The organism is Trichocoleus desertorum AS-A10, from assembly GCF_039962155.1.
Lineage (GTDB): Bacteria > Cyanobacteriota > Cyanobacteriia > FACHB-46 > FACHB-46 > Trichocoleus.
The window spans coordinates 88,570-110,989 of record NZ_JAMPKN010000017.1; the positions used below are offsets into that span (position 1 = coordinate 88,570).

Genomic DNA, 22,420 nt, shown 5'->3' on the forward strand with positions numbered 1-22,420 from the left:
TGCGGTTGCGTCACAAAAGTCACAAGTTGCCTTAATATAATTTCTGCACCTAAGAGGATATTCTGCTCAAGCAGTCGTGTGTGATTTAATGGAATTTACCCTCGATTGCCCCTCACGCTTGGCTTAGGGGCTTTTTATTGTTGCGATGCTCAGGCTGGGGGGGGATCAATGGATCAAGCTTGTCCACTGGAAGATGTGTGGGTGCTGTTGGTAGAAGATGAGCCTTCTATCGCTAAGTTATTTACCTGGGTTTTAGAAGATGCTGGGGCTCAAGTGATTACGGTCAGTTCTGGTACCGCAGCCTTGAAAACATTAGCTGCTTTTGTGCCCCACGTGCTCATCAGTGATATTGGACTGCCTGACATGGATGGGCGATCGCTGCTAGTACGTGTGAGAGCTTTGGAGGCAGAACGAGGAATTCAGAGGATTCCTGCGATCGCTATCACAGGGTACGATGCGGCAGAACTAGAGCTAGAGGGTCAGGCCCAAGCGACAGCAGCCAGGTTTCAGAAGTACCTCTCCAAACCCATAGAGCTTAAAGAGCTGGTCGCTGCGGTGGTTGAGTTAAACCAGCCTCAGAAGCAGTAGAGGGGATGAAGCAACTCCACCTCTGCGTGACTTGGCTGTTTATCGAGTGGGGGCATGGAGATTGAGGGGGATATTGCCGCGATCGCCAGGGTGGGAGGTGGAGCTAGTTCTGTCACCAGAGCCATTGCAACCTGGAGAATGGGTCAATGCTCCAGGTTGGTTGAGGGAGACGTGGGCCGATTGGAAAATTGGTCTTAGCCTGTCCCCTGGAATTGCATCGACCTGGTTAGCTGGAAAGGCGAGTCTGTAAGGGACCACTTTGTGATGGGCGTAGTGAATAGGTTTAACTGGATTCTGAACAGATAGTGAAGACTTCTGGTTGGCAGCGTTTGATAGAGACAGCAATTCCCTGAGCTGCTTCGCCTTCGAGATCTTCCACATAGCCAGGGGATGCTGCTTGTGCTGCTGCTGCGCTTTCAAAGGGACCAAAGTAATAATTGCAGGACGGATGAATTGTTGTAATTTCCACCCACCAGTCGGAGGCCGACTGTCGCCTGATTTGTGACCAGAAGTCTGAGAGGGCTGCTCGAAAAAGGTTTAACAACTGCATAGGGTATTGAGGTAGATGCCGTAGAATTTCTCAAAATCTTACTAAGAGTATTCCTGCGACGATCGCTTCACTTCTATCGCAGGTAGGGGTGGCGGGTTACGAATCTAGCGAAGGAAAAGGCGATCGCTGTGTTTTGAGCATGCCTTTTCAGGTCCTTTCATCCCTCTCGGATCATCCAGAGAATTGGTCCAATTTAGGCCTCGTGAAAACCAGCACGCTATTCTCTAAAACAAACTTTTGAGGTCGCAGCCAGGTGAGGCAAGGGAAAGCGGCAATGGGCCTAGAAACTGGGAGGGCAATCGCTGTGACTCATCCAAAAACTGACAAGGAGCCATTGCTTGAGCCTGAACTATGAGAGAGTGTTCTCATCTAAATATTTTACGGATTAAAGGTTGATTCTAAGCGTTAGGGTGATGCCATGACGGATGCTGAAGAAGGCCCAGGCAGCAGAGCCCTCCGTATTCTCCTCGTCGAGGACGATGACTGGAATCGAGAACTGCTTGGAGATTATCTACGTCACTGTGGCTATGAAGTTCTCACCTTGGCCCAGGGCTTAGACTTTTTTCTGATTATTGAACAGTTTCAACCTGACTTAGTGTTGCTTGACTTAAAGCTGCCTGATATCGATGGGTATAAGCTGCTAGAGGAGCTACAGCAGCAACCCGACTTGCAGCGACTACCGGTCATTGTGATTTCTGGCTTTGCCTTTCACTCAGACCAGCAGCGATCGCTGGATTTAGGAGCGCGTCGTCACCTGGTCAAGCCCGTCTCATTGACGAAGTTAATTGAGGCGATTGAGGCAGAAGCTCACACTTCATCGTCTTAAACCCAGCTATAGAGAGTGAAGCGATCGCTTCTTAAGATAGAACAAAGGCGGGGAAACACTGGTGATCGCAGGCGTAGGTTGGAATGACTCACCTGAAGCGTTCTCAGAATGTCGAGCAGCTCATAATCGTTATATTTTTAGCCAATGCTTAATGTTGAAAAAATTAAGGGAACTTTAGGTGTGGCCACTCTTGAATTCTGAGTGATATCGTGGCTACGCGGCCCCACGACATCAGTTCATCTTAACTTGGGAAGTACCACTCCTCCACGCATTGCTAATCGTATCCATCAATGCTTGGAACGTCAGGTCATCTTAAGGAAGAGCGTGGCTCAAACTCGAACCGACCTGAGAACAAACTGAATGAGAATTTACTTTCTACTGAACTGCGGCTAGTCACCCTACAGCCCCTCAATCGCTTTCTTTACTCCTACTAAGCCTAGCTTGAAAGAGGTCTAATCAAACCTTGATGCGATCAACCCCCTCTAACAAATCAATCCTACTGATTGAAGATCAGGCAAGTGTTCAAGAATTAGTGAAAACATGCCTCAGTGGTTTAGCAGGCTGGAATATTGTTGTGGTGTCTTCTGCCCAAGCAGGATTAAGATGTGTAGCGGGGAAGCATCCAGACGTGATTCTCCTCGATTTTTTGACACCGGGTATGGATGCTAAGACCTTTATGCATAAGCTCCACAGCGATCCCTTAACTGCCTCAATCCCAGTGATTTTGCTCAGCGCCCGAGCCCGTTGGTTTACACCTCTACAACTTCAGCAGCTCGGTGTAGTTGCCGCGATCGCCAAACCTTTCAATCCCATGACTCTACCAGACAAGATTGCTGATGCTCTTGGCTGGTCTTGGCAAACTGAAATTTGAACTGAGTTTAGTCACTCTCATTCTTAGCTGGAAGGTTATCTCCATGCAGGGTTTTATTACAGCCTCGATATCTTTTACCCCACAAGCAGAGAGAATACTTTCTTCCCGCTAGGACCTTATTTCACCATACGTGTACCCAAGGGGTCTGTTGGTCGGCGCGATCGCCAAGATTGATTGCTGCGACTCCAGACAACACCATTGCCTGTAAGTCTGCGAAAGTCATCAAGGATTGGTTTCTGAATAGCCCAGTTGCGATTCTTGTTCCGATAAACATGGCTGTCTCCAAACAATACCCGAATGCGGTGAGCCGCTATGCTTTGAGTCAAGCGCCCGTGTTTATTGAACTCATCAAGCATCCATTGAGCAATTTTTTCTGTCGATGTCATTTTGCTCCTCCCTTGCTGGGAATATAGAACCTTGTAGGACCGCTAATACTTAAACCCACCAAAGGTTTTATCTCTGTAACAAAGCAAAGAATAGCTTGGAAAATCAATCACCAAAGTTCAACTCGGTTTGCTTCTTCCTTTGATACAAAGATGACTTTATTCATCGATGAAACAGGTATCCATCTAACCATGACACGCTTGTACGGTCGTGCCCCCATTGGTGAACGCTTGTATGACAGTGAGGCTCCTAGTGATGGGGGTAAGAATATCTCATTGATTGGGGGCATGAGTATCGATGGTTTGATTGCCACCATGAGCATCGTTGGCAGTGTTAATACCGACGTGTTCTTGTTCTACATCCAAGAGATTCTGATTCCTCAACTGTGGGCAGGAGCAATCATTGTGATGGATAACTTACCCGTTCATCACGCCTCGGTCATTCAAGAGGCAATCGAAGCGGTCGGAGCAATAGTTGTGTTTTTGCCACCTTACTCTCCCGACCTTTCACCTATTGAGTTATGTTGGTCAAAACTCAAGCAACTGTTGCGATCAGCTAAAGCTCGAACCACAGAAGCACTGGATCAAGCGTTAACCCAGATTATCAACGAGTGCATTTCCGGTGATGATGCCCTTGGCTGGTTCGCTCACTGTGGTCTATTCATCTGAAAACTGCTGTAATCGACCTCATGGCTGCACAAATCAAATTAGAGCAGCAGTTCTCAAACGCTAGCTATGACTCGCAGCCCCCCACAGCGGGGCCAGATGATAAGAGCAACGATTAAGCCCAAAAGGCTTGGGATCGTCCGTTCAACAGCAATCAGTGAGCTTTGAAGCTGGAAGATGGGGAGCAAAAGACCACTTCTCTGCTTTGCTCAGCATCCGATGCTTGACACTCAGCAGATTGAACAATCGGTTTTCTTGAGGCAGCGCATCTGCACTGCCAATGAAGAGTACCCCTGTGCGGTTGAGGCTGCGGTAAAAAGGCTTTAGGACCTTCGTTTTACCCATCTGATTGAAATACATCAAGACATTGCGACACACAATCAGGTCAACGTGACTCATCGGGGGGTCTTCCAGCAGATTGTGTTGGCAGAAGCGTAACGGCGATCGCAGCGCTGAGCACATCCGGTAGGAGGTTCCATCTGGCTCGAAATAGCGCTCTCGCATTGCTACAGGTATATTAGCCATCTGCATCATAGAGTAATGACCGTGCTGAGCTTGGTGGACTGCTTCTGTATCTACATCAGAGGCAAAGATGCGGACTCGCTTCTGATACTGCTCCATGCCTAATTCCTCAGCAAGAGCGATCGCCAGGGAGTAAGATTCTTCTCCAGAGGCGCATCCCGCACTTCAAATTCTGATGGGTTCACCCGCCAACTTCTGAGCTTGGATGCGAGGGATGATTTCAGTAACAAGGTCAACGGGCTATGTCCCTGATTCGCTCTACTTTGTAAGCCCTTCTGCCCCCCATCAGGGCAAATAAATAAGTAGAAAATATGGCAACGTTAATGGCTTTGGTTCCAGCAAAGGTGATGGCAGTTCTCACCTAAACTGGCAGGATAGCAACGCTGGGCCTGGGAGGTTTGATTGCCACGAGGGCCAGCTGATTGGTTGAGTTTGAGGGCGCAACAGATTTAGTAGTCATTCCACAGAATTGATACAGCTGCTACAAGTCCAGTCAACCTGTAGCTGTACCCCTGGGATCGCATGACCTGCGTAGAATGTCTCCTCCAGCCGAAAAGCTTCCTACACCATAGCTTCCAGGAACCCCTCGTTTATTTATTTGCTGGAAGACTCGGAAGTCATGGCTTCGTTTTCCAAAATGTCGCTAATACTCTCATCGTGCCACTTCATCAAGGGAGTCGAGCTGATGCCATGTACTATCACAGAAATCACGACCGTTAGGTAAGTAATCCAACCAATCATTTCACCTGTCTCGCCTTCCAAGCCCTTACCAAAGGCGTAGGTGAGGTAATACAAGGAGCCCACCCCTCGAATCCCAAACCACCCTAACAGCCACCGAGTGGTGGGGCGAAACCGTTCGCGAAAATTTCGTCTTGAACCTTTAGGGACGAGGCTGGTGTATTTTTCCCCAATCGTGCTAATCCAAGCGCCAATGGGTCGGACGACAAAAATCAACGCGCCTGCCACCAGAAGAGCTTCGTCGGCAAAGCGCAGAATCGGTTCTATCCGCAACAGTGATCCCAGCAGCAGAATCACGCCAACTTCCGCCAGTTTCTCTAGCCGCTCAATGAAACTGAGTTGGGAGCGTGGTTTCTCTGGATTGCGATAGCTGCGCTGAGCTACTATTCCAGCAACAAAAACTGCCAGAAATCCGTAGCCGTTGACAAGTTCTGTGAGGGCGTAGGTCAAGAGAATGGTACTGATGGCCGTAAAGTCTTCGAAGAGCTCGTCTACGTGACGAAACTGTTGGATTTTCTGGTCGATCCAAACTACTGTTTTGGCCACCACAATTCCCATCACGAGCCCTGCGGCGATCGCCCACAGCAGGTCAACAGCCACCCAATTTTTGAACCAATGCTCCCAGTTGCTGTCTTCGATCCAGTGGAGCCCAAAATAGACAAAAGGAAAGGCTAGCGCGTCATTTAAGCCCCCCTCAGAGGTTAAGCCAAAGCGTAGCTCATTGCGGTCATCTCGGTCGGATAGTTGCACTTCTGAGGCAAGTACGGGGTCGGTCGGAGCTAGGATGGCACCCAAGAGAATGGCCTCGCCCCAGTTGAGGCCGAGAAACCAGTGACCCAGCAGAGCGATCGCGGCAATACAGATAGGCATCAGAAAGCCAATCAGCCGCGCTGTAGAACCCCAAGCCCACGGTTTAAGCGGACGATTCATCTTCAAGCCGCAGCTATAGAGCGAGATCAGCACGACAAACTCAGTCGCTCGTTCTAAAAACTCCGCATCAGGCCGCAGCTTAACTAAGTTGACGCCTCCAGGCCCCAGCAAGATACCGACAGCTAAGTAAATCAAGGCGTAGGAGAGAGGCAAACGGTTGATCCAGCTCGAACCTAAGGTGATCAACAGCAGGAGTAAGCCAATGACCAAAAGACTCAGAATATAGGTATCCACAAAACCGATGCCTGAAATGAATTTGAGACGTGATTTTGAGTTTAGTGGCCTCTCCCGACTGCCCTAATCACCCCAGAGTAGGTTTTTATAACCGCTTAGCTAGGCTGGAGGGATGACTTGCCTGAACCTGTAAACTTTTTGGGTATCCGCTGGCACTCCCTTCCTGTAATGAACTTAAAGCAAAAATTGCCCAGCTTGAAAGTGAAAATTCTGAAGTAAAGGCTGAGCTTGAGGGGCTTGGTGCTAAAGTCTCTAAAATTGAAGCCAATCAAAAGCAGGATGCTCAACGAGCTGTTAGAGATGTGCTAGGAAGTACCCTTCAAAAGGCAGAGCGAAGACTTGTAGCCTTTAAATTTTAGAAGCTAAGGAAATGTGCCTCTGCACAGCACTAGAGCCGAACTCAGCGAAGCAGTTAAATACTTGGCTCGAAGGTTTGAGCGTCAGAGCTACAAGAATTTGAATAGTTTGTTTCAGATTTTTCTCAATTCCCAAATTCTCATGGATTAAACGATGCAATCACTCCATCCCACATCTCATGAATCCGCTGCTTGTGCTGCATCTTAGCGATCGCACTCAGTTCATGCCGCATCTTTCGCAGTCCATCTGTCAACTCTGTATCCAATAAGCTAACAGGCCTTGCATTCTGACTGGAGATTGCCTTGCCCTGCTCTTTTCGAGACTGAGGACCTATAGAGTGCTCATTCCCTGCCTCAGAGCCGCAAAGAGCTACCCATGTGTAGGCGTCACAATCCACTTTTGGGGTCATCTTCTTGGCCTACCCGGCTCACTTCTCACTAAACGTTTACTTCCTTCCTTTGACCCTTCTCGTTCCTCTCGCAGCTCTCGCTTGAGATCGCGGATGATTGCAGTATGCCTGCTGCGATCGCTTTCAAGGAGCCACATTTCAAATTCAAAATCGTTCATCCTGTTACCCTGCTTTTTGTTTTATTGGGGTAAATTAACTAGATGGGATCGCCAATCTAGTTGATTTACGGACTTTAGAACTTCTGCTGTGGAAGTTCAACCAAAGCGATTTTGCGTTCCTTTCATCGTGCCTTAGGCTTCACTCTACAACTCTATTTGCATAAGTTCGTTTAGTGGGGCAAGCCAAGTATTGAGAAGGGTGAACCGGGTTGTCTAAAAGTGGCGCTCGTCTTGCCTTACCGAACACTCAGCCCAAAATCCGCATGTTTAAGTGACCCACCACGCGATCGCCCCATCATTCAGAATTAGAAACAGCCTTTATCCCCAGTTAACTAGGGTAGCTGGGGGTAGCCGACTACGATAGCTCTGGTTAACCCCAGTACAGCTGACTACCTGCTTGGCTGCTGTGCTCGTAATACCGCACTCAACTCCTACGGTAGTCGGCCTCTAACACTGGCTACCGCAGTCGCTAGCGGATAATAATATTGGGTGATCAGGTAACCGAGTGAGCGTGTACGCGATCGCGGGTAGCCCTGGTAATACCGGAGTTACCGACTGAATTGAGTGCTAGGCCTAGAGCTTTAAGCTTAAAACTTTGGCTCATCAACCCTGGCAAGGCCATTAACTAGGGCGGACTGATAGGAGACATTTGGAGACCAACCAATGACAGCAAAGGAACTCATTATCCAGGAGCTAAAGCAAGTTCCAGAACCACTTTTAGAAGAGGTTTTAGATTTCCTGCAATTCCTTAAAATGAAACAGGAACGAGATTGGCTAGAGAATGAAGTTGACTTGAGAGATGCTCATGCAGTTCTAGCAGAAGCTCAGGAGCAGGGAACGACCTCTCTAGGCAATCTCAAAAGAGAGCTTGGTTTATAAAGCATGACTTATCAAGTTGAGATCGCCCTGCTGCAAAGCGCCAAATTATAGAAGCTAACACCGACACTGCAACTGGCAATTGTTAAGCGTCTTGAGGAATTGGCAGTGGAGCCGCGTCCAACTGGTGTTGTCAAATTAGAAGACTCTAATAGCTTGTATCGAGTACGGCTAGGGGATTACCGAATCATTTATGAGATTCAAGATACGCAGCTGTTAGTTGTCGTTGTCAAAGTTGGGCATCGGAGTGATGTGTATCGGTGAAGAGAACCCATCAAATCTAGAGGATGCAACCTACAACGGAGAAGTAATTCCCCAGCCACCTAACTTGCCAAGGACCCTGGGAAAGACTTAGGGAATCGGGTCTTCTCAAAAATTCTGATGACGCGATCGCTTGAGTGCAACATGCCGAGTGAGTTGGCAGCTTAGCAGAGGGATCAATCAATGAATATGCATAAAAAGATTTACCACTACTGGATTACCGAGGATGTACATCAGTGGGCTTGGGAGACGGAAACGGCGAATCTGAATCGTTCGCTAGTTCCCTATTGAGTTTCTATTCTGAAGACTGTTTACCCAGGAAACTCTAAAAATTCTTGCTCTTCTTCAGGCGTGGGTTTAGGTAAGTTTCCAAGCAAGTCAGATTCAATCGTTGATGTTTCAATGTCAAGGAGTTCTGCTGCTTCATCTATAGTAATGAGTCCATTGGTAATAGCTTGTCTAACCTTTTTATGTATAGAAAAGGGGTAGCGCTCAAGCAAGAGAGTTTTACGTTGAGGTATGCGGAAATCTTCGGGGTTAAGTCCCATCTGTTGTGCCATTGCACTAGGACTGTACTGCTTCCACTCTTCATACTGCTCTAACTGGATAAGCCGCTCGTGTTTAAGGCGTACCAGCAAGGTGCCGTAGCTGACACCGAACCATGCTGCCAGAAATAAGGCTTTATAGTGATCAAGTTCACCTTGCTCTTCATGTTCTTTTACCAAGCGTCGAAGCTCTTTGCCGGGAACCAGAAAGTGTGCTGAAAAGGCATCGGCAAATACTTCTTCAGATCTTTTACACTCGTCCTTACTACTTACAATGCCTTGCAGTTGGTAATGATAATAAGCATGAGCAAATTCATGGGCCAGAGTGAAAATTTGACGCCCAGGTGCTGTGTCGCAGTTAACTATGATGCAATAACCCAGTTTTGGATGATTATAAAAGGCTCCTGAGACGCCATCATCACCAGAAATTGAACCTAAGGGTGCTCTGTAGACTAGAATGCCTTGCTCATCCAAAAACGTATAAAGATTAGGCATTTTATCAAGACCAAGCTTAAAATGCTGGCGGACAGTGATCGCTAAGGTTGAAGCTCGTCGAGCATCAGTAATAACTTGTCCCTCGTCTAGACTGCGAGGTGGTCTGCCAGGGCCTAAATGTCTGTATCCTGTTTGCTCTAGGAAGCTGGCCCACTTATCCAAAAAATCTAACCAGCCTTCAAATACAGGCTTTATTGCGGAATGGTCTTGCAAGCCGCGATAAAGGATGGTGCGCTCGTATTGTTCGTTTAGATCTACCTGTCCTAAAAGGTATTCCTTCTCAACTTTGTACAGCTTGGCTAGTTCTTCAACTTGATACCGGGAAGGGATACGGTTTTCGTTCTCCCACATAGAGACTAATTCACGGGGTATTCCTAAAGAGTGAGCTGTTTGTTCTTGAGTCATTGCAGCACGTTCTCTTCGCTCTTTTAGGCGTGTACCTAGCCCCATCGTCATATTTCCTTACTTATTTAATCTTTTGACTATAGAAATATAGTTTTTTCCATGATAAGCTGGTTAGCTTTTGACTTTGTTACTGATTTATTCTAGATTCTTTCATGCCAGAATTCCCATACAGAGCTACACACAGCTCAAATTTGTTACGCTAAAATTTTATCAGTTGTATTTTCTTGAGTATTAAATCAGGGGTTACTTGGTAGTCCTATTTTGTAAAGAACGAAAATATCCAGGAATCTCAAAAGCTTGACAGCGTTAGCGTGCTGGGTACAGGTTACTTCCTTCCGTCCTTTATGAAAGTGCACTACCGATTACTTATTCTTAAAATGTCGAACGTGCTTTGAGGTAGGACTCGAAGCACGTTCACTAAAAACCCAAGACCGAAAGCCTTGGATCTTCCTTACTTAACCAGTGGAAGCGTACCCTGGGCTTTCGACCGTCGTCAAGTCCTTAAAGAAGAGGTCACGCATGATTTTGATTACTTACGATCTAAAGAATCCAGGACAAAAGTACCAGAAGCTTACTGAGGCTATTCAAGCTTTGGGGCCGAACTTACACTGTTTACTCTCTACATGGTTGGTGGAGACTAACCTCAGCCCTGAGCAGGTGACCCAAAACCTTATACATCATATTGATGACAATGATCGCTTGCTCGTTGTTACATTCGATCGCTACACAAGTTGGGGTTGGTTAACACAATCAGAATGGCAGTGGATTCACAAGACACTCGGCATTCGCCGATAGAACTAGACTTCTATTCTTGTTATCTCTAAGTTGGCAAAACTAGCTGAAGGGTATGGCTAGGCTTACAGGAAAACTGTGATTTCTAGCGTTATTACACATTTTGGGCTTGATCTAAATGTCCGAAAATGTGTAATAAGCACCTTTGCAGAAAAACAAAACATTGTAAAGTTTGGGGATTCTATCTTGGCTTTTAATCTTCAAAGCCTCTATGACGAAGCTAATCGAGACGCTAACAACGTTTGTGATTCTGAAATAGAGTTTATATCTCGAAAAAGCTTACCACAGAGTGATGATGCTTTTCTTGAAGCACCTAAATGGTTCAGGATTGAGAATGTTGCTTGTTCATTTATAGATATGGTTGGATCGAGCATGATAGATTATCAAGCCCATCCAGTAACCTCGTGCAAAATCTATCAAGCATTCACAGGTAACTTAGTGCATGTTTGGAGAGCTTTTGGAGTTGGATTTTTTGATCTCAAAGGAGATGGAGGTTTTGCTTTATTTGATGGTGAAAATGCTGTGGTTAAGGCATTTCTAGCTGCTGAAGTTTTTCGTAGTTGGGTAGATCTGTACTTAGATGCAAAAATTCAGAAAATAACCAAATCTAATGTATCAATTAAGACTCGCTCTTCCGTTCATATAGGTACTGTTGATGTCAAAAGAATAGGCAAGAGAGGTACTCAAAATCAAAATCATGTTTGGTTAAACTCAACTATTAATCAGTCCTCTAAGCTGTTAAATATTGCCTCTCGTGAAGAAGATGAGCTGATTGCATCTGAAGCGGCATATAAAGTTCTTAAAGAGTGTGAATTTATCAACTTGAGTTGCGATTGTGATATTTGGAATGGCAGAAAAAACCGTCTTTGGAAATTCCATGAACATGAGGATCTTCATAAGTACGGGTTGCGAGGAGGATGGCACTTAAAGAGTATGTGGTGCCAGCAACATGGGAATACTTACATGGAGAATATATTTGATGAATATGGGATCAAACTTGCCTAAGGTTAATAACTTGAGTGACACAGTTGAAACAATTGATGTTTTTGTTCATTTATCTCGGGTTGAGGAGTGGATTCGAGCTTCGGATGAGAAAGCCACGGGCTTATTAACAGCTACTACACTGTTAGCAGCAGTTATTGGACTGTTGCTAGCTGAAGCAACTAAAGCAACTTCTTTCCCTTTGCAAAAATCTATAATTATTTTACTTTTATTGGCTCTGGTTTTAAGTTGTGTTGGTGGAATATTCTCTATACTTGTTTTAATTCCAAGGCTTAATTTCTTAGTTGGAATAAGGCGAAAAAAAGATAAACTAAACCTTAAAAAAGATAGAGTTAACCTTATAGGACAAGGTAATCCTCTTAATTTCATAGATGTAGCTAAAATGAGCCTACTTGACTTGAGGTCAGACTGGCCATCTATTCGGTATCAACATGATTTACTAATTGAGCAATATCATGTTATTTCTCGAATAGCTCTAGAGAAAAATAAAGCGCTAGCTCGCTCAGGGCAGATACTTATTCTCTCACTTGTAGTTGTTGTTACTGCTGGTATTTTTCTGGGAGTTGCTGAGCTGACAAACTAAAGAAAGGCTACTGGATTACCTCAGCCCCTAAACTTTACTGTCGCGTTCCGTGCTATCTGGGCTCTTACGCTGTTTTAGTGAAACGATCCCCGCCAGTGCCTCATAAAACCAGTGGTTGGTTGTTCTAGGGTTGGTATCTGTCGTGTTTCGCGCTTTATGGGTTCATACGCTTTTTTGGTGAAGCGATCGCAGCCTCTGATCGTAGGACTCCTTATGGGCTAAGTTGGGATTGGCATTCGGGAGAAGAGGCTGAGAGAGAGGGAATCTTACATCAAGCCGGCGATCGCACGTCTCCCGCAGAATCTCACCGGCTGACTTGGGGTTAATGTGGCCCCGCCCGTGGCGTCCGGGGAAGAGTTACTGTTTACCTGCCTCGGCCTGGTACGCTTCCAGGTAGCCCTTTAGAATCGAGTGCACGGGGATTTACCGTATCTCCTGCTTTCCCTTCGTATTGGCCTTACGCAAGGTAATCTACATTCTGACCCCAGCTGCGGCATGAGCATCTGTGGTCAGCATTGCTTCAGGCTAATTTTCTTCACCCTTCCGCCTAAGATGCCCAGAACCGGATTAGATTGAATTTGATGAAAGGCGCGATCGCTCCAGCAACCACCGCAGCAACAACGGTACTTCAAGGAATCTGCATGGGGCACGATTGGGCACCTTAGATGAAAGGCGACCGCACGGCTAAGGGGCAATTACTGGGTGGTGCGATCACCCCTTCATTTCTTAGAATTTCTTGCTGAGATGTCTTCCAGAATGCTTGACTTCAGGGGATGCCGCTCAATAATTGGGCTTGATAGCAACTTTGGTCATCAACAATAATCTGGTGGAACCCGATACTAGCGATGTGTGTACGTCCACTGCCTTGGTAAGAACCAGTTAGTCAAACGATAAAAGTACGATATCGCCTGCTTGCGCGGCACTTTTGAAGAACCCAATTAACTGGGTACAGAGATTGAGAAGGTGCGGTTCCATAAGTTGAGAGTGTCAAGAATTTTGTGTAAGCCAGAGTTGGGATCAGTGGGATAGGCGGTCTGGGAACTCGATGGCAAAGCGCGAGAGTGCTTGTTTCCAGTTGGGGATCGGCATCGTCCATCGCTTGGCAATATTAGTCAGGGCCAGGTAGAGCAACTTGAAGACAGACTCATCACTGGGGAAATGCCCCTTGGTCTTGAGCACCTTACGCAAAGAACGATTGAGTGACTCAATGGCATTGGTAGTGTAAATCACTCGTCGAATATCTGCCGGATAGTCAAACAACGGAATGATGTGCTCCCAGTGCCGCAACCACAACTGAGTGATAGAGGGATAATGCTCGTCCCACTTCTGGGCAAAGGTTTCGAGGGCTGACTCCGCTTCAGCAACCGTGGCGGCTTGGTAGATGGGTTTGAGGTCGGCTACGGCTTCGCGCTGCAACTTCCAGGGCACATACTTGAGCGAGTTACGCAGCAGATGGACGATGCACAACTAGACCCGAGCACGAGGATAAACAGTCTTGATGGCTTCTGGAAATCCCACCAGACCATCAACACAAGCGATAAAGATATCTTCCACTCCTCGGTTTTTCAATTCCGTCAGCACCGAGAGCCAGAACTTAGCTCCTTCTGCTGGGGACATCCACATCCCCAGCAGTTCCTTGTGCCCTTCGAGGTTGACTCCCAAGACGAGGTAAACAGCCTGAGACCTAACTCGTCCTTCGGAACGGACTTTGACATAGAGGGCATCTAACCAGACGATGGGATAGACTTTGTCCAAGGGTCGGGCTTGCCATTGCCGCACCTCTTCAGCGACCGCATCGGTGACCTGACTAATCAAGGTGGCAGAAATTTCCACCCCATAGAGCTCTTCCAACTGGGCTTGGATATCCCTTGTGCTCAATCCTCGAGCATAGAGGGCGAGGATTTTGTCATCCAACCCGCTGATGCGTCGTTGTCCTTTTCTGACTAGAACAGGTTCGAACTGGCTGAAGCGATCCCGGGGCACCTGAAGTTCGAGGGTGCCGAGTTCGGCTTGCACCGTCTTCTTGGAGAAGCCATTGCGAGAATTGCGGCGCTCCTTGGGTGGCTCTGCTTCAGCAATGTGGGAGTTGTGCTGGTGTTGGAGATGATGAGTGAGTTCTGCCTGCAGGGCCTTTTCCACTAGACGTTTGGTGAGCTGCTTCAGCAACCCTTGTTCTCCAAGAACGGCTTCGGGTCCGGAGTAATCTTGCAGCAGTTCATCGAGTAACTGGTCGACTTTGGCAGCAGAAGGATGGGATTCTTTCATGGGCGGTCTCCTGTCATTGGATGTTATTTTGACCGCTTACACAAAATAATTTACAGTCTCTATAAGTTCTACCCTCATAAGAGCCAAGCAAGGTTCCTACACGTAACTTTAACGTCTCTTCGGGCATGCACTCTAATGCCTCAGCTATTTTGATAACTTCATTAATAGGCAGATAACGAACCATCCCATAGGTCGCTTCCCAAGCCGTGGGTGTACCACCCATAAATACGTGATGTAATACAGTCTTATTCTTGTTTCTACTGGCAAAGGGGACATCACCCGTAAATAAAAAGTGAAGCGATCGCCAGTATTTATCAAGCTCTAGATAGCAGCCACTGGATCTTAAGGCTTTAAAGTAGGCATGAATCTCTTCATCAGTTTCGAGATCATCCCCAAAATAGATACTGGCATAGACAGCATCATTATGCAGGTTCTCAAACTCATCAGGGGTTATACGCCTATAGCTTGCTTCAATGCCCATACAAACAGAACCTACTGGCTCTCCAAAGATAATTTGGCTGCGGCCTTGCAACAGTTTGGTTCCCCACAGAAGCTTGCAGCATAACTATTATTAGTTATTGATACTTTATGTGATCGCAGTTGGTGGGTTGAGGCTGGGTTTACACACGAACCTATGAGGGTGGGCGATCGCGCCTAAAATAGAATTACTTCTGGGACGGACTGGGCTACCCGCAGCATTGCTGCCTTTGGGTTCGACTCCCTAACAATTCGACAACGACAGCGGCTCTGACACTCGCAGTCAACTCCCGGCGCAACAACCTGATCAATGCGAAACCACAAGCCCCCGGTTGAGTGACCCAGGCAGGAAGAGCAGTGACGAGATTGAATGTCTAGGCTGCGCTTTGCCTCCCTCGCGCCGTAGCTCACACGGGTCAGCTTCTCCGACTTAAAGAAGGCAGTTCTAGCGCTCACGCCGTAGGACTTGGCACGTGCAAGGATTTGCTTCTCGCTCAGCTCACCTTGAGCAACAGCATCTCCAAACCCTTGCAAATGTTTGTATTGCCGCCTCAACTTCTGACCGGCAGTGCCAAAGTGACGCGCATTAAGCTGCTTCTCTCCACCCGCCACAAACGCCGCCATTCTCAGGTGAGAGAGCTTGACATCCTCAGCTATCCTCAATTGAAACTCTGCCACGCTAATTTTGTCTTGCGTCGGCAGTCGAGCATGATCGCTCAGTCGAGTCTCTAGCCGAGTTGCCTCCGCATCGACTAACCGCAAAACTTTGGCACGGCAATAAAACGGCGATCGCCCCCGTGAAATTTTCCAGTCCGGCGATCGTAAATTGCTTTGTTCACTGAATTCGTGGGCCGTGAGCATTGATTGCTACTCTTCCCATCAGGCCAGTTGAGGCAAAGGTAGCAGAGAGCTGGGTGCTGAAGAGGGGCGATCGCGGCTCAGCTACACTAGTTTTCATTACTAGGTGATGCACCTATATGCTGTACAACCGTGAGGCGATCGCTGAGTTCTGGAACAAGTTCGATCAAGAGTGGGATCTCAGAAATCGCAGCACAATCATCGTTCTTGGTGATGGCTCTTTGCAACTCTCGGATTACAAGGTTTATATCAACCAGAATATTTATGGCACTGGAGCAAAGTTCGCACACCTAGCCCCTCCCAACAGCGTTTATGTCCGCTTACGAGCAGGAGCCTACTGCGTTGTTGTTCGAGAGCATGATGTCATGAAGCCAAACCGATTAAAATCAACCCCCTTGCAAGTCGAGATACACGATGACGAGCAAATTATGATTCGAGCCACGTTGAATGAAGGGCAGCTTCTACTCACGCTTGCCATTGCTACTAACTGAAAGTAAAAAGGTCCTGATTCCGTGCAACTACCAGCGGTGGTCGCTGTGGTGAAGTGCAAACAGGCGATCGCTCTGGTGGCGCAAAAACTAGGCCAAGCTTTGAGATTCAGAAAATTTCTGACTTTGAGCTGAGTGCTGGGTAGGGCGATAGGGTTTGGCGCGGTGAAAAGGGACTGAGGGGCGATCGCTTTCTTGATTCTTTAAGTTTTGCCTCGTTAACGAGACTTGCTATCCCCCTGCATCAATGACAATTTATAGCGTTTCCTAATCCAGTGAGGTACGGGTAAAGTGTAGAGACTTCTCAGTGTTTCAGGGGCAATGAAAGCATACTCGCTTAGCTATGGCAAAAGATTATTGATACCTACGCTGAAGACAACATTTCTCAACGACAACTCGCAGCACGGTTCCGAGTGACTTTGAGCTTTATTTACCTCCCTATTCTCCTGACTTCTCACCCATCGAAAACTGCTGGTCGAAGTTAAAGAGTTTGCTGCGTTCAGCGGGAGCTACAGCTAGTCTGATAACTAACCCCCTCTTGAAGTCAGATTAGAAAAATATCGAGCTAAGAAGGGTGGAGCTACTAGGAGTATCGTCTGAGACAACACAAATAGAGGTATTGTCCACCATTCTAAGGAACCGCCAACTACCTGCCATATCCAAGCTATGGCCGCAAAGACAAGTGGTAGTATCACCGCTAAGTAAATAGTTGTTCTGATGGGGTACGAATAGCGATTGGTCTCAAGCCCTAACCAACAACCAAGGATTTCCCCAACCCACAGCCCAGGCCATCTGCCCTGCGCATAATAACCGACGACTCCAAGGTAGATATCAGGAATAAGAGTAGAAATGTAGCGATCGGCTAAAAACTGACCAACATACATTCCTATAATGCCAGCCGTCGCGCTCCAAAAGATGACGACGCTATATTCTTGCTTATGGTTTCTACGTTGGAGCATACGGCAATTGTGAGTCAACTTAGGCACAGAACAAAAGCTTGTAAATATTTGGTGAAAAGGATTTCATAGGAATTATTCCTTTGCAGTATGAAACCCTTTTCACCAGACTATATCTGTGGCTTTACAGCCCTTTGGCAATTTTGGATTTCAGCTCTCTGATGCTTACCAGAACGGTACATAACGGCAACCAGGGAAGATAAAAAGCAGAGGGAATAAACCAAGAAGAGCGCGGGTCTCCGAAGTCAGGACAAAGCACAACGCTCCAGGCCGCTAGGAGCACACTGCCAATGACGACATAAGAGAGTGGCATCCCGATCCAAATCAAATAAGTGCTCAATAGAGGGGCCACAATGGAACCGATGAGACCAGCTGTTTCAAGAGAAAACGGTACCTTATCAGCGGATGGTTCAGGTATATAGCCAGAATGAGCATCGGTTTTAGCCCAGACAGCGGCTGAGACTGCAACAAGGTAAGCCCAGACCACAGCTCCAACGATCGATCCGCAAATGGCCCCTAACAAGATAGCCAACCAAAATTGCATCAAAGTTTAACCCCTTTCCCTTCTGGCAAGTGGCTTCAGTGTAAAACAGCGGCTTTGAACTTCCTTCTTAGAATGGACAGTCAAGAAACTGTCTTTGAGGGCGATCGCTCTGGTGAAGTAGAGGGGCGATCGCTCTGGTAACGCAGAACCTAGGCCCAGCTTTGAGCGTCAGAAAATTCCTGATTTTGGGCTGAGGGCTGAGTAGGCAATCGGATTTGGTGAGGAGTCGGAGGGGGCAAAGGGGCGCTCAGTCTACTCAACTTCGTTTCAGTTAAAACTTTCAATTGAATGAGCTGAAGCAGGGTAGTGAGCTAGAACTTGCCGGCGAAATCAAGAGTGAGACAGCTAACTCTTACCTAAGGACATTAGGCCGTCGCGTTCACAAGCATTTGGAGCTTGCTCGCGATCGCGGCCTGCTCTGGTTTCTGCTGCACCTCAAATAACTTTTGCGCTGCTTCGAGATGGAAAAGTATTTCCTGTCGCCGTGAGCCAGGTAGAGTCCCGAACGTCGTCTTGGAGTGAAGTAGAATTCCTAACTCCTGATGGGCTGCTCCGTCTTCGGGATTCTCGCTTAAGTGACGTTGAAGTCGCTCAACCTCATCCTCGAGATACTGCCAGCTCTGGGACGGCTTTGCAGCCTTTAACCAGCGTTGTTCAAAACTAGTTAAAGGTGCTTTCGACTCCTTAGGAAAGTAGTTCACATTAAGAAACTGAGCAATGGTTTTGGAGATCTTGACCGCTGTCTGATAAGAACCATCCGAGTTTAACCAAATCCGCCAGTAAACTAAATCGAGAATCAACTCTGGATAATAAGTCGTTGTCTCTCCGCTAGAACTCCCTAGCAACACTCCAACAATACAATCGAGGGGCAGCTTCAGGGTTTGTTTTGGGGCTTGACCTGGGAAGCGACTCTGCTCGCGCACGACGCAGTTCTGAGATTTATCAAAGATCAAAGTGGTGCGTGTAGGAAATAGGAAGACCCAGAAAAATCCTGTAATCACTGCCAAGCTACCCATGCCAGTAGGCAAAATCCAGACCCCTCCCTCAGCTTGTTGCAGCAAGATGAAGCCAAATAGGCAGAAAAAAAGACCGATGAAAGTGCAGCTGGCACCCAGCAGCAAACCTAGGAGGAACGAACGTCGAAAGAACAAAACGAGCCTGTCAGGATTGTGTTCAATGATCTGCATAGAGGAGAAATTTGCTCTTTTAGCTAAGGCAGAGCTCTATGATAGCTGGGGTGAGCGGCATAGGCGATTTGGTCTAGCAGTCCCCTGAGCGTTACCCAGCATTCGTCTCAATCGCGCGATCGCTCAGCAATAGCCAAGCAACCTCAAGCCTCCCACTCATCTTCTTCGTTGGTCAGTTGTCCAAATTGTGACGTGTGGCGATCGCACTTTCAACCCAGAGTCACTGCAAGCAGATGGGTTCATACGCTATTTTGGTGAGGGCGATCGCGTGAGAGAGGTTAGGTTTCAGAGTTATAAGAGAACCTCAAGCTCAAAAGCGGTAAAGAGCGATCGCTAAACCCTGACGACATCGCCGATTTTTCGTTTTCTTTTGTGACGGTTGTTGTGGCCTGGGAGAAGTTGGTGGAGTTGATGATGCTTATCAAGCTCGTCCTTCCGTTCCTGCATAATGCGTTCAATCACTCTTTGGTTGGTGCTGAAGTTCTTCAATCCATTAATGGTGATAGCCCACTTGAGGTCATGAAGCTGGTTGGGTAGATTGTTGTGAGCCATGATTGCATCGATCGCCTGGTTGACGATCGCATCAGCTTCGCCAGTTCTGTATTTACGAGGCTTTCTTTCACCAGTAGCTTCCTCCGCAGTATCCATATCCAGGTTAGCGATCGCGGGTTGGGCTATTGGAACTTGCTCTGGTACTGGTGCTGGGAGTGTAGTTGTCCCTGCTCGAGCGATCGCGGGTTGAGATATTGCCTCTATCTCGGGTGCTGCCGCCACTCTAGTTGACTCTGCTTGAGCGATCGCGTGCGGAGGACTATCCTCCTGACCAACCTTCTGTTGAGCCTGAAGTTGAAACTGAACAAACTGAGCCATGACATCAATGAGCTTGTCGAGTTTAGATTCCAATCCATTTGCTACGGGCTGCTCCAAAGATAAATTGCTTATGGATTTAGTAGATTGGATTGGTTCACTAACTTCGCTCTCCTCTATCGGTTCCGGTGCAACCTCAGTGGTTTCAGAGGTCGTGGTGATCGTCTCTATCGTTTCTGTTTCATCGGCGCTCTCTTCTGTTGCAGTGGTCGCGATCGCCTCGACGAGTTCCACCTCCATTGCCTCATCAACTGCCGTCTCTTCTAGTTCAGCCGCTGTAGCTTTCGTGGTCAACTGCTGGAGAGACCAAGCCACCCAAGCGGACATCTTGTCAGGTTGGAGTTTGCCGTCAAAGTGTTCGAGAATGGAGGCGATCGCGGCTTGGTCATCTTTCCAGATACGCAGGCTCGTGCGTTGCTGACGCCGCCGTTCCCCGATTTGAGTGTCATTCGCTCTATCCTGAAACGGAGCAATCGGCTGAATACCACCCAAGCCCAGCTTAATGCCCTTGCGTTTGCCCGCGTACTGAGCAATGACTGAGTCCGCAATCTCAAAATCCGCGTAGTGACGAGAAGCAGCGAGCGATCGCCTGAGTTCTGGATTGTGTTCATCCAGGACCGCATAGTGACCTTGAATTGCCGCTCTAAACTCCACTGGGTCTACTTTGGGAGGACAATACCAAAAGGTAGCGATCGTAGCGTAGACCGCACGGAACAAGTGAGTGTAGAGGTTGCCCCCGGCTCTGGGAGGGACGAGGTCCGAGAAGTGGCGATCGCACGCCGCCGCGACAGCGGGACCAAAGCGAGCATTCACCTCTTTGGCGGGTAGCTCCTGCGTCTCCGGTAATTCACGTCTAATCTTGGCTAAAGCCTGGCAGACCTTCTCCGAGGTGGTCAGCGTGGGAATCTCAAAACTGAGTGTTTGCGTTTCTCCCCCACGTTTAAGTGCCCCCGTAAAGACCACACTCCAGCGCGTCTTGGGTTCAAACTTAGCCGTCGAGAGTAGCTCACTCGATCGCCTGCCCGTTAGTACTGCCAAAGCCGCAGCCACCTCTGACCACTCTGGTGACTCCAGCAAGCGCACAGCGGTGGCCACGATGCCATCAGGGTTGTGCAACGGCTTCACATCCTCATTGCGTTCTGAGACCGATCGCTGCTTTTCATCATTGAGCTGAGTGTATTCCTCCGTCGAGAACTTGATATAGTCGAGCGAGAAATGGTCCTCTCCGAAGTGGTCTTTAATTGCCCTACGAGTTTGGTCCATCAAACTCTGCTGTTGGTTGAGAGCTAGAGCCCCGCGATCGGACCACTCTTGCCGCATGCGAGTAACCAGTTGTTGAGCCTTAGTCCTGCCCCGAGGAGAATCAGATAGCAGAGCGATCGCTGGGAGATAGTCATTATCAATCAAGTTAGAGAGCCAAGCACGTTTACCCATATCCGTTCTCCAGATTGCATTGCTTGTTATTTGACAGGGATAGAAAAGGAGACAGACACCATCTCCTAAAGAGCGGTCAGAAGTGATGTCAGAAGACTCGTCTATCAGGAGCACAGAGAGCCAGGAACCTAAAGAGATAACCTTGCCCTACTACAGCGGCGATCGCTTGCTCAAGGACGAACTGTGGGCTAGTAGGGAGACAGAGGAATATAAGGCCAGCGATCGCCCGCTTAGTAGTTGATGACTGCTTCGTGGAAAAGGAGAAGAGATTGAAGTTTGCGATCGTCTTAGTAGTTGGTAGCTGCCCAGGAGAAGGACAGAAGCTTGTAGAGGGTGCGATCGCCTACTTAAGGGTTAAGCGTTGGTTTCTAGAACAAGAGAAGAGATTGAAGTTTGCGATCGCCTGTTGAAAGGTCAAATGCTGACTGCCAGAACAATAGAAGAGGCTGAGATTAGCGATCGCCATCTCAACCAAAGCAACCAATAAAGAGACAAAAGGAGAGAAACTCACAGCAGATTTAAAGAGCGTGGGACTTGATAGCATGGAACTACCCCTCATCGGCAAACCATCCAATTCAATTGGTTGAAGTAGCTACCTTTTTAGATTACATATTCATTCTATTTCAATCCATATTCAAAATCAATATACAATCCATAGTTTATGCAACTCAAACCAATAAGTTAAGCGATCGGATGGGCGATCGGACTAAATAAGTTAAGTACTGCAAACCCAATCCTACAAACAATTTAGCTAACCTTACCAACACAAATTGACAGCCAACTCAATTGATTTGGATTGCTTATATCCATATCTTTTAGAACGAATTGGATAAGCTAATCCATAACAAATCCAAATGAATATGGATAATTAGATTGGATATTTCTATAATTTGATATGGATATCTAATGAATCGGATTGGAATAAAAAGGCGATCGGCCTATGCCAACCAATAACCAAAAAGGCTGAAATCCATATACAGAGCCAGTCACAAGGACTCTACGAAGGTGCGATCGCCCTTACCCTCAAGAAGCAATGCAATCCAATTCATAATATATTCAAATGGATTGGGTAATATTTGAATTGCTTATAGGAAGCGATCGCTAGTAGGGTGGGAAGCGAAGCAGTTCAGAACTGCTTCGCTAGGACATCTCT

At 47.4% G+C, this 22,420-nt stretch carries 26 protein-coding genes and 3 pseudogenes; 13 read left to right on the forward strand and 16 right to left on the reverse strand.

All coding sequences use genetic code 11. The annotated features are described in order from the left end of the window. The first annotated feature begins 168 nt into the window (after positions 1-168). Both NDA01_RS20070 and NDA01_RS20075 read left to right on the forward strand, forming a co-directional pair. Positions 169-588: a response regulator gene (locus tag NDA01_RS20070; RefSeq protein WP_348229351.1), complete on the forward strand. Its 420-nt coding sequence runs from the start codon at positions 169-171 to the stop codon at positions 586-588. A 54-nt stretch (positions 589-642) separates the two neighbouring features. Beyond that, positions 643-786, forward strand: a complete 144-nt coding sequence (locus tag NDA01_RS20075; protein WP_348229352.1) for a hypothetical protein — start codon at positions 643-645, stop codon at positions 784-786. A gap of 85 nt (positions 787-871) precedes the next feature. On the opposite strand, the gene NDA01_RS20080 is transcribed toward NDA01_RS20075, so the two are convergent. Beyond that, entirely contained in the window at positions 872-1,138 is a 267-nt protein-coding gene (locus tag NDA01_RS20080; RefSeq protein WP_348229353.1) for a DUF1816 domain-containing protein, read from the reverse strand. A 418-nt stretch (positions 1,139-1,556) separates the two neighbouring features. Here NDA01_RS20080 and NDA01_RS20085 point away from each other — a divergent pair, with 418 nt between their 5' ends. Together NDA01_RS20085 and NDA01_RS20090 are read left to right on the forward strand one after the other, a co-directional pair. Continuing rightward, positions 1,557-1,964, forward strand: coding sequence for a response regulator (locus NDA01_RS20085; protein ID WP_348229354.1), 408 nt, complete (start codon positions 1,557-1,559; stop codon positions 1,962-1,964). A gap of 466 nt (positions 1,965-2,430) precedes the next feature. Then, positions 2,431-2,835 carry a response regulator gene (locus tag NDA01_RS20090; RefSeq protein WP_348229355.1) on the forward strand — a complete coding sequence of 135 codons (405 nt, stop codon included), beginning with the start codon at positions 2,431-2,433 and terminating at the stop codon, positions 2,833-2,835. Positions 2,836-2,951: 116 nt separating this feature from the next. On the opposite strand, the gene NDA01_RS20095 is transcribed toward NDA01_RS20090, so the two are convergent. After that, the gene (locus tag NDA01_RS20095) at positions 2,952-3,221 is read right to left on the reverse strand and encodes a DUF6953 family protein (protein WP_348229356.1); all 270 of its coding nucleotides are present in this window, start codon (positions 3,219-3,221) and stop codon (positions 2,952-2,954) included. Positions 3,222-3,371: 150 nt separating this feature from the next. Here NDA01_RS20095 and NDA01_RS20100 point away from each other — a divergent pair, with 150 nt between their 5' ends. Then, the gene (locus tag NDA01_RS20100; protein WP_348229357.1) at positions 3,372-3,887 is read left to right on the forward strand and encodes an IS630 family transposase; all 516 of its coding nucleotides are present in this window, start codon (positions 3,372-3,374) and stop codon (positions 3,885-3,887) included. Between the two features lie 141 nt (positions 3,888-4,028). Here the strand turns inward: NDA01_RS20100 and NDA01_RS20105 are convergent. From NDA01_RS20105 to NDA01_RS20115, 3 genes and pseudogenes are all read right to left on the reverse strand, one after another. Continuing rightward, positions 4,029-4,559 (reverse strand): annotated as a pseudogene (locus tag NDA01_RS20105) (CheR family methyltransferase); the annotation flags it as partial. 441 nt (positions 4,560-5,000) lie between these two features. Next, on the reverse strand, positions 5,001-6,308 hold the full coding sequence (locus tag NDA01_RS20110; protein ID WP_348229358.1) for a cation:proton antiporter: 1,308 nt from the start codon (positions 6,306-6,308) through the stop codon (positions 5,001-5,003). 496 nt (positions 6,309-6,804) lie between these two features. Next, entirely contained in the window at positions 6,805-7,074 is a 270-nt protein-coding gene (locus NDA01_RS20115; RefSeq protein ID WP_348229359.1) for a hypothetical protein, read from the reverse strand. Positions 7,075-7,895: 821 nt separating this feature from the next. Between NDA01_RS20115 and NDA01_RS20120 the strand changes: the two genes are divergently transcribed. Both NDA01_RS20120 and NDA01_RS20125 read left to right on the forward strand, forming a co-directional pair. Then, positions 7,896-8,111: a hypothetical protein gene (locus NDA01_RS20120; protein ID WP_348229360.1), complete on the forward strand. Its 216-nt coding sequence runs from the start codon at positions 7,896-7,898 to the stop codon at positions 8,109-8,111. Between the two features lie 78 nt (positions 8,112-8,189). Next, positions 8,190-8,372 (forward strand): type II toxin-antitoxin system RelE family toxin, encoded by a 183-nt coding sequence (locus NDA01_RS20125; RefSeq protein WP_348229376.1) that lies wholly within the window; start codon positions 8,190-8,192, stop codon positions 8,370-8,372. Between the two features lie 308 nt (positions 8,373-8,680). Here the strand turns inward: NDA01_RS20125 and NDA01_RS20130 are convergent, their stop codons facing one another. Further along, the gene (locus NDA01_RS20130; RefSeq protein WP_348229361.1) at positions 8,681-9,865 is read right to left on the reverse strand and encodes an ImmA/IrrE family metallo-endopeptidase; all 1,185 of its coding nucleotides are present in this window, start codon (positions 9,863-9,865) and stop codon (positions 8,681-8,683) included. 468 nt (positions 9,866-10,333) lie between these two features. On the opposite strand from NDA01_RS20130, the gene NDA01_RS20135 reads away from it, so the two are divergent. From NDA01_RS20135 to NDA01_RS20145, 3 genes are all read left to right on the forward strand, one after another. Further along, a complete protein-coding gene (locus NDA01_RS20135) occupies positions 10,334-10,609 on the forward strand; it encodes a hypothetical protein (RefSeq protein ID WP_348229362.1) in 276 nt (91 codons plus the stop codon). 75 nt (positions 10,610-10,684) lie between these two features. Continuing rightward, positions 10,685-11,611, forward strand: a complete 927-nt coding sequence (locus NDA01_RS20140; RefSeq protein WP_348229363.1) for a hypothetical protein — start codon at positions 10,685-10,687, stop codon at positions 11,609-11,611. Then, positions 11,586-12,191, forward strand: a complete 606-nt coding sequence (locus NDA01_RS20145) for a Pycsar system effector family protein (protein WP_348229364.1) — start codon at positions 11,586-11,588, stop codon at positions 12,189-12,191. Before NDA01_RS20140 ends, NDA01_RS20145 begins: the two co-directional genes overlap by 26 nt. 509 nt (positions 12,192-12,700) lie before the next feature. On the opposite strand, the gene NDA01_RS20150 is transcribed toward NDA01_RS20145, so the two are convergent. The 5 genes and pseudogenes from NDA01_RS20150 to NDA01_RS20170 all read right to left on the reverse strand — a co-directional run bounded on the left by NDA01_RS20150 (position 12,701) and on the right by NDA01_RS20170 (position 15,891). Beyond that, the gene (locus NDA01_RS20150; RefSeq protein ID WP_348229365.1) at positions 12,701-12,841 is read right to left on the reverse strand and encodes a hypothetical protein; all 141 of its coding nucleotides are present in this window, start codon (positions 12,839-12,841) and stop codon (positions 12,701-12,703) included. Between the two features lie 367 nt (positions 12,842-13,208). Further along, positions 13,209-14,456 (reverse strand): annotated as a pseudogene (locus NDA01_RS20155) (IS256 family transposase). Between the two features lie 13 nt (positions 14,457-14,469). After that, a complete protein-coding gene (locus NDA01_RS20160) occupies positions 14,470-14,988 on the reverse strand; it encodes a DUF1877 family protein (protein ID WP_348229366.1) in 519 nt (172 codons plus the stop codon). Between the two features lie 122 nt (positions 14,989-15,110). Then, positions 15,111-15,794 carry a hypothetical protein gene (locus NDA01_RS20165; RefSeq protein WP_348229367.1) on the reverse strand — a complete coding sequence of 228 codons (684 nt, stop codon included), beginning with the start codon at positions 15,792-15,794 and terminating at the stop codon, positions 15,111-15,113. Next, positions 15,769-15,891 (reverse strand): hypothetical protein, encoded by a 123-nt coding sequence (locus NDA01_RS20170; RefSeq protein ID WP_348229368.1) that lies wholly within the window; start codon positions 15,889-15,891, stop codon positions 15,769-15,771. The genes NDA01_RS20165 and NDA01_RS20170 overlap by 26 nt, the downstream gene beginning before the upstream one ends. A 19-nt stretch (positions 15,892-15,910) precedes the next feature. Between NDA01_RS20170 and NDA01_RS20175 the strand changes: the two genes are divergently transcribed. Next, positions 15,911-16,282 (forward strand): hypothetical protein, encoded by a 372-nt coding sequence (locus NDA01_RS20175; protein WP_348229369.1) that lies wholly within the window; start codon positions 15,911-15,913, stop codon positions 16,280-16,282. A gap of 424 nt (positions 16,283-16,706) precedes the next feature. Beyond that, positions 16,707-16,784, forward strand: a pseudogene (locus tag NDA01_RS20180) (transposase); the annotation flags it as partial. A 22-nt stretch (positions 16,785-16,806) separates the two neighbouring features. Here the strand turns inward: NDA01_RS20180 and NDA01_RS20185 are convergent. The 4 genes from NDA01_RS20185 to NDA01_RS20200 all read right to left on the reverse strand — a co-directional run bounded on the left by NDA01_RS20185 (position 16,807) and on the right by NDA01_RS20200 (position 21,267). Then, the gene (locus NDA01_RS20185) at positions 16,807-17,238 is read right to left on the reverse strand and encodes a hypothetical protein (protein ID WP_348229370.1); all 432 of its coding nucleotides are present in this window, start codon (positions 17,236-17,238) and stop codon (positions 16,807-16,809) included. A gap of 121 nt (positions 17,239-17,359) precedes the next feature. Beyond that, positions 17,360-17,779, reverse strand: coding sequence for a hypothetical protein (locus tag NDA01_RS20190; protein ID WP_348229371.1), 420 nt, complete (start codon positions 17,777-17,779; stop codon positions 17,360-17,362). A 365-nt stretch (positions 17,780-18,144) separates the two neighbouring features. Continuing rightward, positions 18,145-18,966 carry a hypothetical protein gene (locus NDA01_RS20195; protein WP_348229372.1) on the reverse strand — a complete coding sequence of 274 codons (822 nt, stop codon included), beginning with the start codon at positions 18,964-18,966 and terminating at the stop codon, positions 18,145-18,147. A gap of 333 nt (positions 18,967-19,299) precedes the next feature. Then, entirely contained in the window at positions 19,300-21,267 is a 1,968-nt protein-coding gene (locus NDA01_RS20200; protein WP_348229373.1) for a protelomerase family protein, read from the reverse strand. A gap of 85 nt (positions 21,268-21,352) precedes the next feature. On the opposite strand from NDA01_RS20200, the gene NDA01_RS20205 reads away from it, so the two are divergent. Continuing rightward, positions 21,353-21,508 carry a hypothetical protein gene (locus tag NDA01_RS20205; RefSeq protein WP_348229374.1) on the forward strand — a complete coding sequence of 52 codons (156 nt, stop codon included), beginning with the start codon at positions 21,353-21,355 and terminating at the stop codon, positions 21,506-21,508. 102 nt (positions 21,509-21,610) lie between these two features. Here NDA01_RS20205 and NDA01_RS20210 read toward each other — a convergent pair whose 3' ends face one another. Beyond that, the gene (locus NDA01_RS20210) at positions 21,611-21,811 is read right to left on the reverse strand and encodes a hypothetical protein (protein WP_348229375.1); all 201 of its coding nucleotides are present in this window, start codon (positions 21,809-21,811) and stop codon (positions 21,611-21,613) included. Between the last annotated feature and the right edge of the window lie 609 nt (positions 21,812-22,420).

What these genes read in the sequence shown, in the direction of transcription:
- NDA01_RS20080 (WP_348229353.1), bottom strand. Translation starts at nt 1,138, where the DNA reads ATGCAGTTGTTAAACCTTTTTCGAGCAGCCCTCTCAGACTTCTGGTCA.
- NDA01_RS20195 (WP_348229372.1), bottom strand. Translation starts at nt 18,966, where the DNA reads ATGCAGATCATTGAACACAATCCTGACAGGCTCGTTTTGTTCTTTCGA.
- NDA01_RS20100 (WP_348229357.1), top strand. Translation starts at nt 3,372, where the DNA reads ATGACTTTATTCATCGATGAAACAGGTATCCATCTAACCATGACACGC.
- NDA01_RS20175 (WP_348229369.1), top strand. Translation starts at nt 15,911, where the DNA reads ATGCTGTACAACCGTGAGGCGATCGCTGAGTTCTGGAACAAGTTCGAT.
- NDA01_RS20185 (WP_348229370.1), bottom strand. Translation starts at nt 17,238, where the DNA reads ATGCTCCAACGTAGAAACCATAAGCAAGAATATAGCGTCGTCATCTTT.
- NDA01_RS20170 (WP_348229368.1), bottom strand. Translation starts at nt 15,891, where the DNA reads ATGAAAACTAGTGTAGCTGAGCCGCGATCGCCCCTCTTCAGCACCCAG.
- NDA01_RS20085 (WP_348229354.1), top strand. Translation starts at nt 1,557, where the DNA reads ATGACGGATGCTGAAGAAGGCCCAGGCAGCAGAGCCCTCCGTATTCTC.
- NDA01_RS20205 (WP_348229374.1), top strand. Translation starts at nt 21,353, where the DNA reads ATGTCAGAAGACTCGTCTATCAGGAGCACAGAGAGCCAGGAACCTAAA.
- NDA01_RS20075 (WP_348229352.1), top strand. Translation starts at nt 643, where the DNA reads ATGGAGATTGAGGGGGATATTGCCGCGATCGCCAGGGTGGGAGGTGGA.
- NDA01_RS20135 (WP_348229362.1), top strand. Translation starts at nt 10,334, where the DNA reads ATGATTTTGATTACTTACGATCTAAAGAATCCAGGACAAAAGTACCAG.
- NDA01_RS20115 (WP_348229359.1), bottom strand. Translation starts at nt 7,074, where the DNA reads ATGACCCCAAAAGTGGATTGTGACGCCTACACATGGGTAGCTCTTTGC.
- NDA01_RS20130 (WP_348229361.1), bottom strand. Translation starts at nt 9,865, where the DNA reads ATGACGATGGGGCTAGGTACACGCCTAAAAGAGCGAAGAGAACGTGCT.
- NDA01_RS20190 (WP_348229371.1), bottom strand. Translation starts at nt 17,779, where the DNA reads ATGCAATTTTGGTTGGCTATCTTGTTAGGGGCCATTTGCGGATCGATC.
- NDA01_RS20165 (WP_348229367.1), bottom strand. Translation starts at nt 15,794, where the DNA reads ATGCTCACGGCCCACGAATTCAGTGAACAAAGCAATTTACGATCGCCG.
- NDA01_RS20200 (WP_348229373.1), bottom strand. Translation starts at nt 21,267, where the DNA reads ATGGGTAAACGTGCTTGGCTCTCTAACTTGATTGATAATGACTATCTC.
- NDA01_RS20120 (WP_348229360.1), top strand. Translation starts at nt 7,896, where the DNA reads ATGACAGCAAAGGAACTCATTATCCAGGAGCTAAAGCAAGTTCCAGAA.
- NDA01_RS20095 (WP_348229356.1), bottom strand. Translation starts at nt 3,221, where the DNA reads ATGACATCGACAGAAAAAATTGCTCAATGGATGCTTGATGAGTTCAAT.
- NDA01_RS20145 (WP_348229364.1), top strand. Translation starts at nt 11,586, where the DNA reads ATGAATATGGGATCAAACTTGCCTAAGGTTAATAACTTGAGTGACACA.
- NDA01_RS20210 (WP_348229375.1), bottom strand. Translation starts at nt 21,811, where the DNA reads ATGCTATCAAGTCCCACGCTCTTTAAATCTGCTGTGAGTTTCTCTCCT.
- NDA01_RS20070 (WP_348229351.1), top strand. Translation starts at nt 169, where the DNA reads ATGGATCAAGCTTGTCCACTGGAAGATGTGTGGGTGCTGTTGGTAGAA.
- NDA01_RS20090 (WP_348229355.1), top strand. Translation starts at nt 2,431, where the DNA reads ATGCGATCAACCCCCTCTAACAAATCAATCCTACTGATTGAAGATCAG.